The sequence below is a fragment of the Pseudomonas sp. NFIX28 genome (genome assembly GCF_900107395.1).
In the GTDB taxonomy this organism is placed as follows: domain Bacteria; phylum Pseudomonadota; class Gammaproteobacteria; order Pseudomonadales; family Pseudomonadaceae; genus Aquipseudomonas.
In genome coordinates, this window is sequence record NZ_FNPW01000015.1 from 84,189 (window position 1) to 100,585 (window position 16,397).

The window sequence follows — 16,397 nt, forward strand, 5'->3', positions numbered from 1 at the left end:
GCTTACACGCTGAGCGCGGCGCGCAATTGCGCTTCGAGCAGTGCGGCGTCCAGCTCCTGGCCAATCAGCACCAGGCGCGTGGTACGCGCTTCGTCGGCGCCCCACTGGCGGTCGAAGTGTTTGTCGAAACGCGTGCCCACGCCCTGGATCAACAGGCGCATCGGCTTGTTGGGGATCGCCGCGAAACCCTTGACCCGCAGGATGCCGTGCTGCACCACCAGTTGGGTCAGGGCGTCCAGCAGCAGGCTTTCGTCAGCCTGCGGCAGCTCGATGGAGATGGAATCGAAAGCGTCGTGGTCATGATCATCATGATCGTCACCATCGTGGTGATGGTCGTGATGGCTGTGGCGGCCGTCGATGTGTTCTTCCGAGCCGTTGCCCAGGCCCAGCAGCACGTCCAGCGGCAGGCGCCCGCTGCTGGCTTCGATGACTTTCACCGCCGGCGGCAGCTCCTCGGCCACCTCCAGGCGCACCTTGGCCAGGCCTTCCGGGCTGATCAGGTCAGCCTTGTTGAGGATCACCAGGTCGGCGCTGGACAGTTGGTCGGCGAACAGCTCGTGCAGCGGCGACTCGTGGTCCAGGTTGGGGTCGAGCTTGCGCTGGGCATCGACCTGGTCCGGGTAGGCGGCGAAGGTGCCGGCGGCCACGGCCGGGCTGTCGACCACGGTAATCACCGCATCGACGGTGCAGGCGCTGCGGATTTCCGGCCACTGGAAAGCCTGTACCAAAGGTTTTGGCAGGGCCAGGCCAGAGGTTTCGATGAGGATATGGTCAAGGTCGCCGCGACGGGCCACCAGCTCGCGCATCACCGGGAAGAACTCTTCCTGCACGGTGCAGCACAGGCAGCCGTTGGCCAGCTCGTAGACGCGGCCGCTGGCTTCTTCCTCGGTGCAACCGATGGAACACTGCTTGAGGATCTCGCCGTCGATGCCCAGTTCGCCGAACTCGTTGACGATCACCGCGATGCGTCGGCCCTGGGCGTTGTCCAGCATGTGCCGCAGCAAGGTGGTTTTGCCCGAGCCGAGGAAGCCGGTAACGATGGTGACGGGAAGTTTGGCCAGTGTTTTCATCGGATGCCCTTTGGCAAGGTGGCGGGCATACGGGACGAGAACCGCGCAGGCAGGTGCACGGAAGAGTTCGCCACCGGATCACCCCGCCCGGTTGTAGTGAGAATCAGCTCCGAGGCAGGTCTCCTGGCTGACGGCGTGCCGGTCGTGGGACTGGCCAACGATGCGCCTTCCCGCCGTTTGGCAGTGGCCTTGCATCGTTTATCACCGTTTACAGTTGCGGGGGCAGCCGCGGCTTGGACCGCGTTCCCTTCTTAGCTTCGGCAGACGCCGAAGAACCTCGAGAGCGCAAGGCTACGCAGAGCGTGGGGGGCGGTCAATGTTCATGCAGCGCGAGGCGCCGCGAATCGCCAGCAAAAACGCGAACCATTGCCAATTGACGCCTCTCCCTTGCCCATGCTCTCCTACACAACTTGTTACGGGTGCCCTTCACAGGGTGAAACGGGAAACCGGTGCGTCATGGCCACACGCCTTGATCAGTCCGGTGCTGCCCCCGCAACGGTAAGCGAGCGAAGAATCAGATCCACTGTGCCAGCAGTCCGGCATGGGAAGGTGATTCTTGCAGGCCAGGCATCAGCCCCGCCCCTCGCGAGCCCGGAGACCGGCCCGCTACACAGTCATAACAAACCCGCGGTGGGCGGGCGCTGTTAAATCCCTGCGGGCCTGCCCGCGGGGTTTTGCTGCGCTCGATCCACCCGCTGACACACCAGAGGGAAGCGCCATGTCGATCATCAGCAGCACCAGCCATTCCAGCACCACTACCGCCACCCTGAGCCAACGCCTGGTCGTCGCCATCGGCGCCTCGATCCTCGGTGCCAGCCTTGTGTATTTCGCCGGTTTCTCCCATATCGAAGCGGTGCACAACGCCGCCCACGACACCCGTCACAGCGCTGCCTTCCCTTGCCACTGAGACCTGCCGAAATGATCAAGCGTATCGCGCAAACCGCGGGTTTCACCGGGTTGCTGGCGGCCCTGTTGCTGACCCTGCTGCAAAGCTTGTGGGTCGCGCCGCTGATCCTGCAGGCGGAAACCTACGAGCAGGCCCCAGCCGCCACCCAGGCGCACGAAGACGTGCATGAACACGCCGCCGGCACCGCCGCCCACAGCCACGACGCCGAAGCCTGGGCACCAGAAGACGGTTGGCAGCGCGTGCTCTCCACCACCGGCGGCAACCTGGTGGTCGCCGTCGGGTTCGCCCTGATGCTTGCCGGCCTCTACACCCTGCGCGCACCGAACCGTGCCTCCCAGGGCCTGCTCTGGGGCCTGGCCGGCTATGCGACTTTCTGCCTGGCGCCGACCCTCGGCCTGCCGCCTGAACTGCCCGGCACCGCTGCCGCGGACCTGGCGCAACGGCAGATCTGGTGGGTCAGTACCGCCGCCTCCACCGCGGCTGGCATTGCCCTGATCGTTTTCGCCCGGAACTGGCTGCTGAAGCTGCTGGGCGTGGCCATCCTCGCCGTGCCGCACCTCATCGGCGCGCCGCAGCCGCAAGTGCATTCGATGCTAGCGCCGCAGGAGCTGGAAACGCAGTTCAAGATCGCTTCGCAGCTGACCAATGCCGCGTTCTGGCTGGCCCTGGGCCTGATCAGCGCCTGGCTGTTCCGCCGCAAGAGCGACGACCAGTACTCGGCATGACGCAAACCAGCACAGCGCCGACCCTGGTGGTCGGCCTGGGCTGCCAGCGGGGTTGCCCGGTGGAGACTTTGCGTGCGCTGCTCGACCAGACCCTGGACGCCCAGCGCATCGACCTCGGGCAAATCCGGGCGCTGGCCAGTATCGACCTGAAACGCGACGAGCCCGGCCTGATGGCCCTGGCCGCGCAACTGGGCTTGCCCCTGATCTGTTTCAGCAGCCAGCAGCTGGCGCCCTACGCCCCGCAACTCAGCCATCGTTCGGCCATCGCCTACGAGCGCACCGGCTGCTACGGGGTCGCCGAAAGCGCCGCCCTGGCCCTGGCCGAACAGCTGGCGCGGCGTCCGCCAAGGTTGCTTGTACCGCGGCAGAAATACGCCCAGGTGACCCTCGCCTTGGCCTGCGCCGGGTAAATCTTCGATAATCGCCGCCGCTGATCATGAGCAATCTTCATCTGTGAGGTTGCCTCGCCCCTTTTTTTCACAGGAGAACGCCATGACCGTCTTTTTTATCGGCGCAGGTCCCGGCGACCCGGAATTGATCACCGTCAAGGGCCAGCGGCTGATCCACAGTTGCCCGGTCATTATCTATGCCGGCTCCCTGGTGCCCGAGGCCGTGCTCCAGGGGCACCGCGCCGAGCAGGTGGTCAACAGCGCCGAGCTGCATCTGGAGCAGATCATCGAACTGATCAAGGAAGCCCATGCCAAAGGCCAGGACGTGGCCCGTGTGCACTCCGGCGACCCCAGCCTGTACGGCGCCATCGGCGAGCAGATCCGCTGTCTGCGCGAACTGGGCATCCCCTTCGAGATCGTCCCCGGCGTGACCGCCACCGCGGCCTGCGCAGCCTTGCTGGGCGCCGAACTGACCCTGCCGGACATCGCCCAGAGCGTGATCCTGACCCGTTATGCCGACAAGACCTCGATGCCCGCCGGCGAGGAATTCGCCAGCCTGGCCGCCCATGGCACGACCATGGCGATCCACCTGGGGGTCAACCATCTGTCGAAGATCGTCGCCGAGCTGCTGCCCCACTACGGCGCCGACTGCCCGATTGCCGTGGTGCACCGGGCGACCTGGCCAGACCAGGACTGGGTGCTGGGCACGCTGGCGGACATTGTCGAAAAGGTCCAGGCCAAGGGCTTTCGGCGCACGGCGCTGATCCTGGTGGGCCGGGTGCTGGCCACCGACAGTTTCAGTGAATCGTCGTTGTATCGCGCCGGGCATGCGCATTTGTATCGACCTTGAAGAGCATGTCTCTGTAGGAGCGAACGGGCGGCGATCCGACTTGCTCGCGATCCGGGCAACACGGCGCACCTGAAACCCCAAGCATCAGGCATAAAAAAACGGCGCTCACGGGGCGCCGTTTTTTATGTCCGCAGCGAACGCCTTAGTAGTAGGCGTTTTCTTTCTGCGTGTGGTCGGTGACGTCACGTACACCCTTGAGCTCGGGAATGCGCTCGAGCAGGGTGCGCTCGATGCCTTCCTTCAAGGTCACGTCGGCCTGGCCGCAGCCCTGGCAACCACCGCCGAACTGCAGCACGGCAATGCCGTCCTCGACCACGTCGATCAGGCTGACCTGGCCGCCGTGGCTGGCCAGCCCCGGGTTGATCTCGGTCTGCAGGTAGTAGTTGATGCGCTCGTTGATCGGGCTGTCGGCATTGACCATCGGCACCTTGGCGTTGGGCGCCTTGATGGTCAGCTGGCCGCCCATGCGGTCGGTGGCGTAGTCGACCACCGCGTCATCGAGGAAGCCTTCGCTGAAGGCGTCGATGTAGGCAGTGAAGCTCTTGAGGCCCAGGGCCTTGTCTTCAGGTTTTTCTTCACCCGGCTTGCAATAGGCGATGCAGGTCTCGGCGTATTGAGTCCCAGGCTGGGTAATAAAGATGCGGATGCCGATGCCCGGGGTGTTCTGCTTGGAGAGCAGATCAGCCAGATAATCGTGGGCGGCGTCGGTAATGGTAATAGCGGTCATGGAAGTTCCTCGCAGGCGTGGGCGCAGTTTACGCCAATCGGCGTGCCGGACAAAGTCCTAGTATTTTTGTCGGGATAGACCTTGGTCGATAGGCCCGCGTTACGTGGTCGGCGCAACGCCAGGGATGTTTAACAAGGTTTTTCCGGGTGGGCCGGGCCGGAACCTGAGGGCTCCGGCCCGGAATTTCAAGCGCTTGGCGTCTTCAGAGGTTCTCGTAGCGGTTCATGTCCAGCACGCCCGCCTCTTTCGGATCGGTTTCGAGAATGTACCGGGTCTGGTCATGGAAGTACTGCCAGAACTGCGGATGGCTGCGACGGATGCCCCAACGCTCGACGATCTTCTCGAAACGATGAGCATCCTTGGCGTTTTCCATCTCGGCCACGAACTCCGGCACCTGCCCGGCGGGGATGTTGAACATGAAGTTCGGGTAGCTGCTGAGCACGCCCGGGTAGATGGTCAGGGTGTCCAGCCCCGGCTGGTAGCGCAGCGACTCGCCGAGCAGGAACGCCACGTTACTGTGGGCACGGTTACGCAGCATGCTGTAGAACACCCGCTTGCCGCTCGGCGCCTGGATGCGCAGCATGGTCGCCTCCGGCAGCAGGTCGATGACCCGCATGCCGGCCGCCGGGCGCGAAACCAGGTTGCTGAGGGCCTGCTCGGCGTCCTGCAGCGCCGGGTCGATATTCGGCCGCGAGCAGTAGGCGCCGTCACAGCGGTTGATCGGGTCGGGCTGGGCGTTGAGGTCGCCGTAACGGCTCAGCAACTGGTGGGCGAAATCGCGTTTCGGGTCCTTTTCGTCCAGGACCAGGGCGCTGTCCTTATCGTCGTCGATGGACTCGTAGTCCAGCCACATCTTGAACTTGCCGCTGTTCTGGTACCAATCGTCGAGGAAATCCTCACGGGTGCCGGCAGGCATCAGGCGCAGGAAGTTCTGCTCGGCGCCGTTGCGGATCAGGTCGAAATACAGCCGGGTCTGCGCCTGGTGCGAGACATTGCCGAACACGTCGAAGTTGACCGCCAGCTGGTAATAGGTGCGCTCCAGCAGTGGATAGTCGAACAGCCACAAGGTCTGCGGCACCTCGCCGATCAGGCCCTTGGTCACCGAGGCGCTGTCGAAATGGCGGAAAATGCTCAGCAGCGCATTGTCGTTGCCCGCCCACAGGGTCGACCAGCTCGGCGCCGGGGCGGCCGCGTAGGAGTCGCGGCGCAGGACTTCGTATTCGTTGCGCTTATCGCGATAGGCCAGCCACAGGCTCAGCACACTGCCGACATCATCGTTCTGCCCGGGCATGGCCAGCAGCGGCGTGGCCTGGCCACGGTAGGCCGGGTCGGTGATATAGAGATCGTGCTCCGGGGCCTGGAACAGCGCCCAGAAGTTGTCGCGAATCACGTCGGTGGCGATCTGCCCGCGACACACCGGACCGCGGATAAAGGTGCGCACGAAGTACTCGGCGTTATCCAGCATGAACTGGTAGCGGGCCTTGGCCGGAATCGCCTCGAAGGTCTCGAACGGGTTGGCGCGGCGGCCCGGGCCGTAACCCGGCAATGCGCTGACCTGATAGTCGCCGCTGTAGAACAGGGTCTTGATCCGCGCCATCTTCGCCGCGCTCAGCGGGTAGGTGATGTGGGTCTTGTGCACGATCACCCCCTGCACCGGCCATAGGCGGTAATACACCTGGGTGCCCGGGTCGTCGTTGGGCCGGCGGGTGTTGATCAGGTCGATCGGCTGGCCGCTCGGCGTGCGCGAACGTACCCACTGGAAGAAATGCCCCGGCTCGCCACCCTCGAAGTAGATATGGGCGAGGAACCAGTGCTCGAACAGCCAGCGGGCCACCAGGCTTTCCCGGGCGCCCGGGGCATTGAGCAGGTTTTCCCACTGCACGACCTGCATCGCTTCCCTGGCGCTCGGCGCCAGGCCCTGCTCGTCGATCGGCGCCCCGGACGCCAGCCAGCGTTGCAGGGTCTGGTATTGCTGATCGGTCAGGCCAGTCACCGCCAGCGGCATGCCTTCGCGTGGATGGGCGCCGGCATAAGCGTCGAATTCGGCCGGTTGCGCGCACATGTTCTCGCGGTTCAGGCCCAGGACGATGTGGTCCGGCACCTTGGCGTTGGGTTGCAGCGGCGTCTTGTGGCCTAGCTCCAGCATGCGCGCCATCAGCGCCGCCTGGCTGCCCTGGGCGTCGAGCACCGAATAGAAGCCCTTGCCCTGCCAGGCCTGTTTGCCAAAGGCGTCGTAGAACAGGCGGGTCGGCGCCTGCGCCTGGCTGCGGTCGCCGTCGTACACCGGGAGCTTCGAGGCTCCGCGGGCCGCGCCCTCGCCGCTGCCCAGGTTGAGCTGGCAAGCGGAGTCGTAGCAGGCATGGCAGGCCACGCACTTCTCGGTGAAGATCGGCTGGATATCGCGGGTATAGGAGATCGCCGGCGCGGGACCCTGGGCGCTGGCGAACGAACTTAAAAGCAGCAGCGCACTGCCGATCACAACGCGGTAAGACATATCCCTGGTCCAGTCCATTAAAAATCCGGCGATTCTACCGGGCCAGCACCCTTGCCAACATGAGCGATATTCATGCAAAAGCGCCGCATGCTCTAAAAGCGCACAGGTTTGTTATGATCCTCGCCCTTCGTAATCGCCCTCCCAGGTAGTCTTTCATGTCCGATCGCAGCACGCGCCTCCAAGCCCTTCAGCAAGCCCTCAAAGAGCGCATCCTGATTCTCGACGGCGGCATGGGCACCATGATCCAGAGCTACAAGCTCGAGGAGCAGGACTACCGTGGCAAGCGCTTCGCCGACTGGCCGAGCGACGTCAAGGGCAACAACGACCTGCTGGTGCTGACCCGTCCGGACGTGATCGGCGGCATCGAGAAAGCCTACCTGGATGCCGGCGCCGACATCCTCGAGACCAACACCTTCAACGCCACGCAGATTTCCATGGCCGACTACGGCATGGAAGCGCTGGTCTATGAACTCAACGTAGAAGGCGCGCGCCTGGCGCGCAAGGTGGCCGACGCCAAGACCCTGGAGACCCCGGACAAGCCGCGCTTCGTCGCCGGCGTGCTGGGCCCGACCAGCCGCACCTGCTCGCTGTCGCCGGACGTCAACAACCCCGGCTACCGCAACGTCACCTTCGACGAGCTGGTGGAAAACTACACCGAGGCCACCAAGGGCCTGATCGAGGGCGGCGCCGACCTGATCCTGATCGAAACCATCTTCGACACCCTCAACGCCAAGGCCGCGATCTTCGCCGTGCAAGGCGTATTCGAAGAGCTGGGCATCGAGCTGCCGATCATGATTTCCGGCACCATCACCGACGCCTCGGGCCGCACCCTGTCCGGCCAGACCACCGAAGCCTTCTGGAACTCGGTGGCCCACGCCAAGCCGATTTCCGTCGGCCTCAACTGCGCCCTCGGCGCCAGCGAACTGCGCCCTTACCTGGAGGAGCTGTCGAACAAGGCCAGCACCCACGTTTCCGCGCACCCCAACGCCGGCCTGCCCAACGAATTCGGCGAATACGACGAACTGCCGGCGCAAACCGCCAAGGTCATCGAAGAGTTCGCCCAAAGCGGCTTCCTGAACATCGTCGGCGGCTGCTGCGGCACTACCCCGGGGCACATCGAGGCCATCGCCAAGGCCGTGGCCGGTTATGCGCCGCGGCAGATTCCGGACATTCCCAAGGCCTGCCGCCTGTCGGGCCTGGAGCCGTTCACCATCGATCGCCAGTCGTTGTTCGTCAACGTCGGCGAGCGCACTAACATCACCGGTTCCGCCAAGTTCGCCCGCCTGATCCGTGAAGAGAACTACACCGAAGCCCTGGAAGTCGCCCTGCAGCAGGTCGAAGCCGGCGCCCAGGTGATCGACATCAACATGGACGAAGGCATGCTGGACTCGAAGAAGGCCATGGTGACCTTCCTCAACCTGATTGCCGGCGAGCCGGATATCTCGCGCGTGCCGATCATGATCGACTCCTCAAAGTGGGAAGTGATCGAAGCCGGCCTCAAGTGCATCCAGGGCAAGGGCATCGTCAACTCCATCAGCATGAAGGAAGGCGTCGAGCAGTTCGTTCACCACGCCAAGCTGTGCAAGCGCTACGGCGCCGCCGTGGTGGTGATGGCCTTCGACGAAGCCGGCCAGGCCGACACCGAGGCGCGCAAGAAGGAAATCTGCAAGCGTTCCTACGACATTCTGGTCAACGATGTCGGCTTCCCGCCGGAAGACATCATCTTCGACCCGAACATCTTCGCCGTGGCCACCGGTATCGAGGAACACAACAACTACGCGGTGGACTTCATCAACGCCTGCGCCTTTATCCGCGACGAGCTGCCCTATGCGCTGAGTTCCGGTGGCGTGTCCAACGTGTCGTTCTCCTTCCGCGGCAACAACCCGGTGCGCGAGGCGATCCACTCGGTGTTCCTGCTGTATGCGATCCGCAACGGCCTGACCATGGGCATCGTCAACGCCGGCCAGCTGGAGATCTACGACCAGATCCCGCAGGAGCTGCGCGACGCCGTCGAGGACGTGATCCTCAACCGCACCCCGGAAGGCACCGACGCCCTCCTCGCCATCGCCGACAAGTACAAGGGCGACGGCAGCGTCAAGGAAGCCGAGACCGAAGAGTGGCGCAACTGGGACGTCAACAAACGCCTGGAGCACGCCCTGGTCAAGGGCATCACCACCCATATTGTCGAGGACACCGAAGAGTCGCGGCTGTCCTTCGCGCGCCCGATCGAAGTGATCGAAGGCCCGCTGATGGCCGGCATGAACATCGTCGGCGACCTGTTCGGCGCCGGCAAAATGTTCCTACCCCAGGTGGTGAAATCCGCCCGGGTGATGAAGCAGGCCGTGGCCCACCTGATCCCGTTCATCGAGCTGGAAAAAGGCGACAAGCCGCAAGCCAAGGGCAAGATCCTCATGGCCACGGTCAAGGGCGACGTGCACGACATCGGCAAGAACATCGTCGGCGTGGTGCTGGGCTGTAACGGCTACGACATCGTCGACCTCGGCGTGATGGTGCCGGCGGAGAAGATCCTGCAGGTGGCCAAGGAACAGAAGTGCGACATCATCGGCCTGTCCGGCCTGATCACCCCGTCGCTGGACGAGATGGTCCACGTCGCCCGGGAAATGCAGCGCCAGGATTTCCACCTGCCGCTGATGATCGGTGGCGCCACCACTTCCAAGGCGCACACCGCGGTGAAGATCGAGCCCAAGTACAGCAATGACGCGGTGGTCTACGTCACCGACGCCTCGCGCGCCGTCGGCGTGGCCACCCAGCTGCTGTCCAAGGAGCTCAAGGCCGGTTTCGTCGAGAAGACCCGCGAAGAATACGTGGAAGTACGCGAGCGCACCGCCAACCGCAGTGCCCGTACCGAGCGCCTGAGCTACCCGGCCGCCGTGGCCAAGAAGCCGCAGTTCGACTGGAGCAGCTACCAACCGACCGTGCCGACTTTCACCGGTGCCAAGGTGCTGGACAATATCGACCTGCGGGTCCTGGCCGAATACATCGACTGGACGCCGTTCTTCATCTCCTGGGATCTGGCCGGCAAGTTCCCACGCATCCTCGAGGACGAAGTGGTGGGCGAAGCCGCCACCGCACTGTACAAGGATGCCCGGGAAATGCTCGACAAGCTGATCGACGAGAAGTTGATCAGCGCCCGCGCGGTGTTCGGCTTCTGGCCGGCCAACCAGGTCCAGGACGACGACCTGGAAGTCTATGGCGACGACGGCCAGCCGCTGGCCAAGCTGCACCACTTGCGCCAGCAGATCATCAAGACCGACGGCAAGCCGAACTTCTCCCTGGCCGACTTCGTCGCGCCCAAGGACAGCGGCGTGACTGACTACGTGGGCGGCTTCATCACCACCGCCGGCATCGGCGCCGAGGAAGTGGCCAAGGCCTATCAGGACAAGGGCGACGATTACAACTCGATCATGGTCAAGGCCCTCGCCGACCGCCTGGCCGAGGCTTGCGCCGAGTGGCTGCACCAGCAAGTGCGTATAAACTACTGGGGTTATGCCAAGGATGAAGAGCTGGACAACGAGGCGCTGATCAAGGAGCAGTACAGCGGCATCCGCCCTGCCCCGGGTTATCCGGCCTGCCCGGACCATACCGAGAAGAGCACGCTGTTCGCCCTGCTCGACCCCGAGGCATCCGAAGGCAAGGCCGGGCGCAGCGGCGTGTTCCTCACCGAGCACTTCGCCATGTTCCCGGCGGCGGCGGTCAGCGGCTGGTACTTCGCCCATCCGCAGGCGCAATACTTCGCCGTGGGCAAGATCGACAAGGACCAGGTCAACAGCTACACCGCGCGCAAAGGCCAGGACCTGGCCGTGACCGAACGCTGGCTGGCACCGAACCTGGGTTACGACAACTGAATTGTAGGAGCGAGCTTGCTCGCGATAGACGTCAACGATGACGCGGTGAATCTGAAGAATCGCGCTGTCTTGACGTTTTGATCGCGAGCACGCTCGCTCCTACAGGGTGTGTGGGCGGGAGCTACGCGAAAATTGTCTATGCTTTCCCCACACCCACTTGTGTCGAGGGATTTATGGACGACCCCATCAACGACAAGCCGCCGACCCTTTGGCAGATGCTGCAAAGCGTCGCCGCTGCCGCCTTTGGCGTACAGAGCGGCAAGAACCGCAAGCGCGACTTCACCCACGGCAAACCCAGCCATTTCGTGATCCTGGGCATTCTGTTCACCGCGGTGTTCGCCTTGACCCTGTTCGGTATCGTCAAGCTGGTAGTGCACCTGGCGGGGCTTTGAACGCCTGTCAGTGCAGTAACAGATTCAGCGAGAAGGGATAACGGTAGCCGGCCGGCTTGCCCTCGGCCGTCATCGCGCGAAAGCCTACGCCGTATTGCTGTGCGCGCTGCAGCTCCAGCAGGCGCTGCGCCTGGGCCTTGTCCAGGAGCTGAAACACCTCCAGTTGCCAGCTCGGGCCGCCGTGGGCCGAAGGGTTCAGCCCCCGGGCGTCGTCGTTGAGCACCACCATCGCCCAGCCGCCGAGGGTGAAATGCCCGGCGATCAAGGCCGTCAAGCGCCCATCGATCAGCGCCTGCAAGGCCGGTTGCGAACTGTTCAAGGCACTGAACAGCACATCCCTGCCGGGTTGCCGTCCCTGCTGTTCCAGCGCCTCCATTGCTCCCAGCGCCATTTCATCGTTGGCCGACCAGACCAGCTGCGTCTGCGGATAGCGCTTGAGCAACTGCTGGGCCTGCTCAAAGGCGCGCTGGCGATTCCATTCGCCGTACACCAACTGCCGCAGCCGCACTTCAGGGTGCTCGGCCAGCGCTCGCTGCAAGCCTTGTTCGCGGGCTTGCGCCACCGGGGTGTTCTTCATGCCCGAGAACGCCAGCAGGTCGAGGTATTGCCCGGCAGGAAGCGGGCCGTGACGGCGAATCAGCTCCTTGAGCATCAGGTAGCCGGCTTCTTCGTCGTTGGCGATCATGCTGCCGATCCAGTCGGGGTAGCGGCCCTGGCGCTCTCCCAAAAGGCGCTGCTGATCGGCAGTCAGCGCATTGTTGACGACGAACAGCCTGACCCCGCTGCCCTGGGACAGGCGCAGGATCTCCGGCGCGACATATTGCTCGTTGACCACCACCAGGTAATCCGGCCGATCGGGGCCTTGCAGGGCTTCCCGAGCCTGGCGGATGGTGGTTTGCGCATCGCGCTGCGAATAGCGCACGCGCAAATCCAGGCCGAGGTCGGTGGCCGCGGCCTGCATGAATTGTGAATAACCGACCCAGAAGGTTTCAGTAGAGTTGCCCGGGTTCAAAAACACCACCGAGGTGGCATGGGCCGCGCCCCAGAACGGCGCACCCGCTACCAGCAGTAGCGCCAGCAGACACTTACCAAACACCTTCGACATTGCGACCAGAGCCCCGGATTATTGCCCCGCAGTATAACTGGCAAAATACTGGCCAATGTCGGCAAATCGTCATTTCCCGCTGACAATTCAGGCTCTGTTCATCGCTGGCTGCAACTATTGATGACTGACCCAGAACACCGCCGTTCCCACGACGAGAATGATCAGGAAGAGAATGGCCCAAGCATCGACAGCGCTGTCGCTTTTCCTTGCCTTGGTTGGATTGCTCATAGCATCGCCTCTTGTCGGTTTTATCGGTGATTGCATAAAGACTCGAGCACAGTTAAGTCGAGGATTGCCCTCATCACAAATGTGGGTTTGAACCGGGCGGATACCGTTAGTCGTTTTGGTTCTTTGCATATACTCAAACATCACTTTTGCGCATAACTGCAAACTGGTATCTTCGCCCCGCTCCGTTGGGAGTGCGCGGCCGTGCGCGCAGAATTTCTTGGGTGACATCCGCCTCTGCGTCACCTGATAAGCCTGAGAACAGGATCTATATGTACGTATACGACGAGTACGATCAGCGGATCATCGAGGACCGCGTCAAGCAGTTCCGTGATCAGACCCGGCGCTATCTGGCAGGCGAGCTGAGCGAAGAAGAATTCCGCCCTCTGCGCCTGCAGAATGGGCTTTATATCCAACGTTTTGCCCCGATGCTGCGGGTGGCGGTGCCTTATGGCCAGCTGACTTCGCGCCAAGCACGAATGATGGCCAAGATCGCTCGCGACTACGACAAGGGCTACGCCCACATCAGTACCCGGCAGAACGTGCAGTTCAACTGGCCGGCGCTGGAAGACATCCCGGACATCCTGGCTGAGCTGGCGACCGTGCAGATGCACGCCATCCAGACCAGCGGCAACTGCCTGCGCAACGTCACCACCGACCAGTTTGCCGGCGTCGCCGCCGACGAGCTGATCGACCCGCGCCCCTGGTGTGAAATCGTCCGTCAATGGACCACGTTCCACCCTGAATTCGCCTACCTGCCGCGCAAGTTCAAGATCGCCATCAACGGCTCGACCACGGACCGCGCGGCTATCGAAGTCCACGACATTGGCCTGGAGCCGGTGCACAACGCCGCTGGCGAGCTGGGCTTCCGGGTCCTGGTCGGTGGCGGCCTGGGCCGTACCCCGGTCGTTGGCGCTTTCATCAATGAGTTCCTGCCGTGGCAGGATCTATTGAGCTACCTCGACGCCATCCTGCGGGTGTACAACCGCTACGGCCGGCGTGACAACAAGTACAAGGCGCGGATCAAGATCCTGGTCAAGGCGCTGACCCCAGAGGTGTTCGCCGAGAAGGTCGAAGCGGAAATGGCCCACCTGCGCGGCGGCCAGACCACCTTGACCGAGGCCGAAGTGCATCGCGTGGCCAAGCACTTCGTCGATCCGGACTACAAGGCCCTGGCCAACCAGGACGCCGAACTGGCCGAGCTCGATCGGCAGCACCCGGGCTTCGCCCGCTGGCGCACGCGCAACACCCTGGCCCACAAGAAGCCGGGTTATGTCGCCGTGACCCTGTCGCTCAAACCCACTGGCGTGGCCCCGGGCGACGTCACCGACAAGCAGCTGGACGGCATCGCCGACCTGGCCGACCGCTACAGCTTCGGCCAGCTGCGCACTTCCCACGAGCAGAACGTGATTCTCGCCGACGTCGAGCAGAGCCAACTGTTCACCCTGTGGGGCGAGCTGCGCGAACAAGGTTTCGCCACGCCAAACATCGGCCTGCTGACCGACATCATCTGCTGCCCGGGCGGCGACTTCTGCTCCCTGGCCAACGCCAAGTCGATCCCGATCGCCGAATCCATCCAGCGCCGTTTCGACGACCTGGACTACCTGTTCGACATCGGCGAGCTGGACCTGAACATCTCCGGCTGCATGAACGCCTGCGGCCACCACCACGTGGGCCACATCGGCATCCTCGGCGTGGACAAGAAAGGCGAAGAGTTCTATCAGGTTTCCCTGGGTGGCAGCGCCAGCCGCGACGCCAGCCTGGGCAAGATCCTCGGCCCGTCCTTCGCCCAGGACGACATGCCCGATGTGATCTCGAAGCTGATCGACGTGTACGTCGAGCAACGTACCGAGGACGAGCGCTTTATCGACACCTACCAACGTATTGGCATCGACCTCTTCAAGGAGCGCGTCTATGCAGCGAATAATTAAAAACAACGAGGTCATCGACGAAACCTGGCACCTGCTGCCCAAGGACGCGACCCTCGACGGCATTTCCAACTGCGATGACCTGATCGTGCCGCTGGCCCTGTGGCGTGAGCACGCTCACGCCCTCAAGGCCCGCGACGGTGGTCTGGGCGTGTGGCTGGACGCCGATGAAGAAGCCGAAGAGATCGGCGATGACGTGCAGCACTTCCAGGTCATCGCCCTGAACTTCCCGGCGTTCACCGACGGTCGCAACTACTCCAACGCCCGCCTGCTGCGTGACCGCTACGGTTTCAAAGGCGAACTGCGGGCGATCGGCGATGTGCTGCGCGACCAACTGTTCTACCTGCGCCGCTGCGGGTTCGACGCCTACGCCCTGCGTGCCGACAAGGACCCGTACGAAGCCCTGGAAAGCCTCAAGGACTTCTCCGTGACCTACCAGGCCGCCACCGACGAACCGCTGCCGCTGTTCCGTCGCCGCTAAGGCCCGCACCAACAAAAAAAGCCCTGGATCGGGAAACCGGTCCAGGGCTTTTTTATGTCTGTCATCTTTAAATGCGGCATCTTTAAATGCCGCATCTTTAACGCGGCGCCCGCGATCGCGGGCAAGCCTCGCTCCTACAGAAAAACAGGTGGTGTCCCTTACCAGAAACGTTGCTGGGTCAGGCGGCTCCACCAAGTCAGCAGCACACGGTCGACAGAATTGCTCGCCGCCAACCCAACCCGCTCCTGCAGGCTTTTGCGCTCGGCATAGTGCAGATGGAACAGCTCGGCGCTCTTGGCGCGCTCGGCCAGGTATTCGTCGCTGGTCTTCAGCTCGTCGACCAGTCGTTTCTCCTGCGCCGCGACACCCAGCCAGACTTCACCGGTGGCCACTTCGTCGATGACCAGCTGCGGCCGGTAACGGGCAACGAAGTTCTTGAACAACTGATGCGTGACGTCCAGGTCTTCCTGGAACTTCTCCCGGCCCTTTTCGGTGTTTTCGCCAAACACGGTCAGGGTGCGCTTGTATTCGCCAGCGGTCAGCACCTCGAAATCGATGTCGTGCTTTTTTAGCAGGCGGTTGACGTTTGGCAGCTGCGCCACTACGCCGATCGAGCCGAGAATGGCGAACGGCGCGCTGATGATCTTCTCGCCGATGCACGCCATCATGTAGCCGCCGCTGGCCGCGACCTTGTCGATGCACACCGTCAAGGGCACGCCGGCCTGGCGAATCCGCGCCAGTTGCGACGAGGCCAGCCCGTAGCTGTGGACCATGCCGCCGGCGCTTTCCAGGCGCAGCACCACTTCGTCCTTGGGCGTGGCCAGGCTCAGCAGCGCGGTAATTTCATGACGCAGCCCCTCGGTGGCCGAGGCCTTGATGTCGCCGCTGAAATCCAGCACGAACACCCGAGGCTTTTCCTCGGGCTGCTTCTTGTGTTTTTTCTCGGCCTTGGCCTGCGACTTGCGCAAAGCCTTGAGCTGGTCCTTGTCGAGCAGGTTCTGTTCCAGGCGCTCGCGCAGGTCTTTGTAGAAATCGTTGAGCTTGCTCACATGCAACTGCCCGGCGCCCTTGCGCCGGCCTTTGCTGCGCAGCGAGGCAGCGGTGATCAGCACCACCAGGATGGCGATGACCAGAGTGACGGTTTTGGCCAGGAAACTGGCGTACTCGGAGAGAAACTCCATAAGACATCCAATGAGGCTTGAAAGCCCCATTCTATGGGCATCTCGAAGCCAATGTCT

13 protein-coding genes and 2 riboswitches are annotated in these 16,397 nt (G+C 63.2%); of the genes, 8 read left to right on the forward strand and 5 right to left on the reverse strand.

Annotated features, from left to right (window positions below; translation table 11 throughout):
- Nucleotides 1-2 precede the first annotated feature (2 nt).
- Nucleotides 3-1,070 carry a cobalamin biosynthesis protein CobW gene (gene cobW / locus BLV20_RS24695; RefSeq protein WP_092305038.1) on the reverse strand — a complete coding sequence of 356 codons (1,068 nt, stop codon included), beginning with the start codon at nt 1,068-1,070 and terminating at the stop codon, nt 3-5.
- A gap of 95 nt (nt 1,071-1,165) precedes the next feature.
- Nucleotides 1,166-1,365, reverse strand: a riboswitch (cobalamin riboswitch).
- A gap of 105 nt (nt 1,366-1,470) precedes the next feature.
- Nucleotides 1,471-1,692: riboswitch (cobalamin riboswitch) on the forward strand.
- A 96-nt stretch (nt 1,693-1,788) separates the two neighbouring features.
- Between cobW and BLV20_RS24700 the strand changes: the two genes are divergently transcribed.
- The 4 genes from BLV20_RS24700 (at nt 1,789) to cobM (ending at nt 3,941) form a co-directional block, all read left to right on the forward strand.
- The gene (locus tag BLV20_RS24700) at nt 1,789-1,977 is read left to right on the forward strand and encodes a CbtB domain-containing protein (protein WP_092305039.1); all 189 of its coding nucleotides are present in this window, start codon (nt 1,789-1,791) and stop codon (nt 1,975-1,977) included.
- 11 nt (nt 1,978-1,988) lie between these two features.
- Nucleotides 1,989-2,702, forward strand: a complete 714-nt coding sequence (locus BLV20_RS24705; protein ID WP_092305040.1) for a CbtA family protein — start codon at nt 1,989-1,991, stop codon at nt 2,700-2,702.
- Complete coding sequence (locus BLV20_RS24710; RefSeq protein WP_092305041.1) at nt 2,699-3,112, forward strand: cobalamin biosynthesis protein; 414 nt, start codon at nt 2,699-2,701, stop codon at nt 3,110-3,112. Before BLV20_RS24705 ends, BLV20_RS24710 begins: the two co-directional genes overlap by 4 nt.
- 82 nt (nt 3,113-3,194) lie before the next feature.
- Complete coding sequence (gene cobM, locus BLV20_RS24715) at nt 3,195-3,941, forward strand: precorrin-4 C(11)-methyltransferase (RefSeq protein ID WP_092305042.1); 747 nt, start codon at nt 3,195-3,197, stop codon at nt 3,939-3,941.
- Nucleotides 3,942-4,083: 142 nt separating this feature from the next.
- On the opposite strand, the gene nfuA is transcribed toward cobM, so the two are convergent.
- Together nfuA and BLV20_RS24725 are read right to left on the reverse strand one after the other, a co-directional pair.
- Nucleotides 4,084-4,668, reverse strand: coding sequence for a Fe-S biogenesis protein NfuA (nfuA, locus tag BLV20_RS24720; RefSeq protein WP_009049665.1), 585 nt, complete (start codon nt 4,666-4,668; stop codon nt 4,084-4,086).
- A 202-nt stretch (nt 4,669-4,870) separates the two neighbouring features.
- Nucleotides 4,871-7,162: a fatty acid cis/trans isomerase gene (locus BLV20_RS24725; RefSeq protein WP_092305043.1), complete on the reverse strand. Its 2,292-nt coding sequence runs from the start codon at nt 7,160-7,162 to the stop codon at nt 4,871-4,873.
- 155 nt (nt 7,163-7,317) lie between these two features.
- On the opposite strand from BLV20_RS24725, the gene metH reads away from it, so the two are divergent.
- Nucleotides 7,318-11,028, forward strand: a complete 3,711-nt coding sequence (gene metH / locus BLV20_RS24730; protein WP_092305044.1) for a methionine synthase — start codon at nt 7,318-7,320, stop codon at nt 11,026-11,028.
- Between the two features lie 173 nt (nt 11,029-11,201).
- On the forward strand, nt 11,202-11,420 hold the full coding sequence (locus BLV20_RS24735) for a DUF2970 domain-containing protein (protein WP_007921856.1): 219 nt from the start codon (nt 11,202-11,204) through the stop codon (nt 11,418-11,420).
- A 7-nt stretch (nt 11,421-11,427) separates the two neighbouring features.
- On the opposite strand, the gene BLV20_RS24740 is transcribed toward BLV20_RS24735, so the two are convergent.
- The gene (locus BLV20_RS24740) at nt 11,428-12,525 is read right to left on the reverse strand and encodes an ABC transporter substrate-binding protein (protein WP_092305045.1); all 1,098 of its coding nucleotides are present in this window, start codon (nt 12,523-12,525) and stop codon (nt 11,428-11,430) included.
- 497 nt (nt 12,526-13,022) lie between these two features.
- Between BLV20_RS24740 and BLV20_RS24745 the strand changes: the two genes are divergently transcribed.
- Both BLV20_RS24745 and BLV20_RS24750 read left to right on the forward strand, forming a co-directional pair.
- Nucleotides 13,023-14,681 (forward strand): nitrite/sulfite reductase, encoded by a 1,659-nt coding sequence (locus BLV20_RS24745; protein WP_092305046.1) that lies wholly within the window; start codon nt 13,023-13,025, stop codon nt 14,679-14,681.
- Complete coding sequence (locus BLV20_RS24750; RefSeq protein WP_007921840.1) at nt 14,665-15,159, forward strand: DUF934 domain-containing protein; 495 nt, start codon at nt 14,665-14,667, stop codon at nt 15,157-15,159. Before BLV20_RS24745 ends, BLV20_RS24750 begins: the two co-directional genes overlap by 17 nt.
- A gap of 158 nt (nt 15,160-15,317) precedes the next feature.
- On the opposite strand, the gene sohB is transcribed toward BLV20_RS24750, so the two are convergent.
- Complete coding sequence (gene sohB / locus BLV20_RS24755; protein WP_092305047.1) at nt 15,318-16,340, reverse strand: protease SohB; 1,023 nt, start codon at nt 16,338-16,340, stop codon at nt 15,318-15,320.
- Nucleotides 16,341-16,397 lie beyond the last annotated feature (57 nt).

Excerpts from the sequence above, each read along its gene's own strand:
- BLV20_RS24735 (WP_007921856.1), top strand. The coding sequence starts at position 11,202 with ATGGACGACCCCATCAACGACAAGCCGCCGACCCTTTGGCAGATGCTG.
- BLV20_RS24710 (WP_092305041.1), top strand. The coding sequence starts at position 2,699 with ATGACGCAAACCAGCACAGCGCCGACCCTGGTGGTCGGCCTGGGCTGC.
- nfuA (WP_009049665.1), bottom strand. The coding sequence starts at position 4,668 with ATGACCGCTATTACCATTACCGACGCCGCCCACGATTATCTGGCTGAT.
- BLV20_RS24750 (WP_007921840.1), top strand. The coding sequence starts at position 14,665 with ATGCAGCGAATAATTAAAAACAACGAGGTCATCGACGAAACCTGGCAC.
- sohB (WP_092305047.1), bottom strand. The coding sequence starts at position 16,340 with ATGGAGTTTCTCTCCGAGTACGCCAGTTTCCTGGCCAAAACCGTCACT.
- BLV20_RS24700 (WP_092305039.1), top strand. The coding sequence starts at position 1,789 with ATGTCGATCATCAGCAGCACCAGCCATTCCAGCACCACTACCGCCACC.
- metH (WP_092305044.1), top strand. The coding sequence starts at position 7,318 with ATGTCCGATCGCAGCACGCGCCTCCAAGCCCTTCAGCAAGCCCTCAAA.
- BLV20_RS24725 (WP_092305043.1), bottom strand. The coding sequence starts at position 7,162 with ATGTCTTACCGCGTTGTGATCGGCAGTGCGCTGCTGCTTTTAAGTTCG.
- BLV20_RS24705 (WP_092305040.1), top strand. The coding sequence starts at position 1,989 with ATGATCAAGCGTATCGCGCAAACCGCGGGTTTCACCGGGTTGCTGGCG.
- BLV20_RS24740 (WP_092305045.1), bottom strand. The coding sequence starts at position 12,525 with ATGTCGAAGGTGTTTGGTAAGTGTCTGCTGGCGCTACTGCTGGTAGCG.
- cobW (WP_092305038.1), bottom strand. The coding sequence starts at position 1,070 with ATGAAAACACTGGCCAAACTTCCCGTCACCATCGTTACCGGCTTCCTC.
- cobM (WP_092305042.1), top strand. The coding sequence starts at position 3,195 with ATGACCGTCTTTTTTATCGGCGCAGGTCCCGGCGACCCGGAATTGATC.
- BLV20_RS24745 (WP_092305046.1), top strand. The coding sequence starts at position 13,023 with ATGTACGTATACGACGAGTACGATCAGCGGATCATCGAGGACCGCGTC.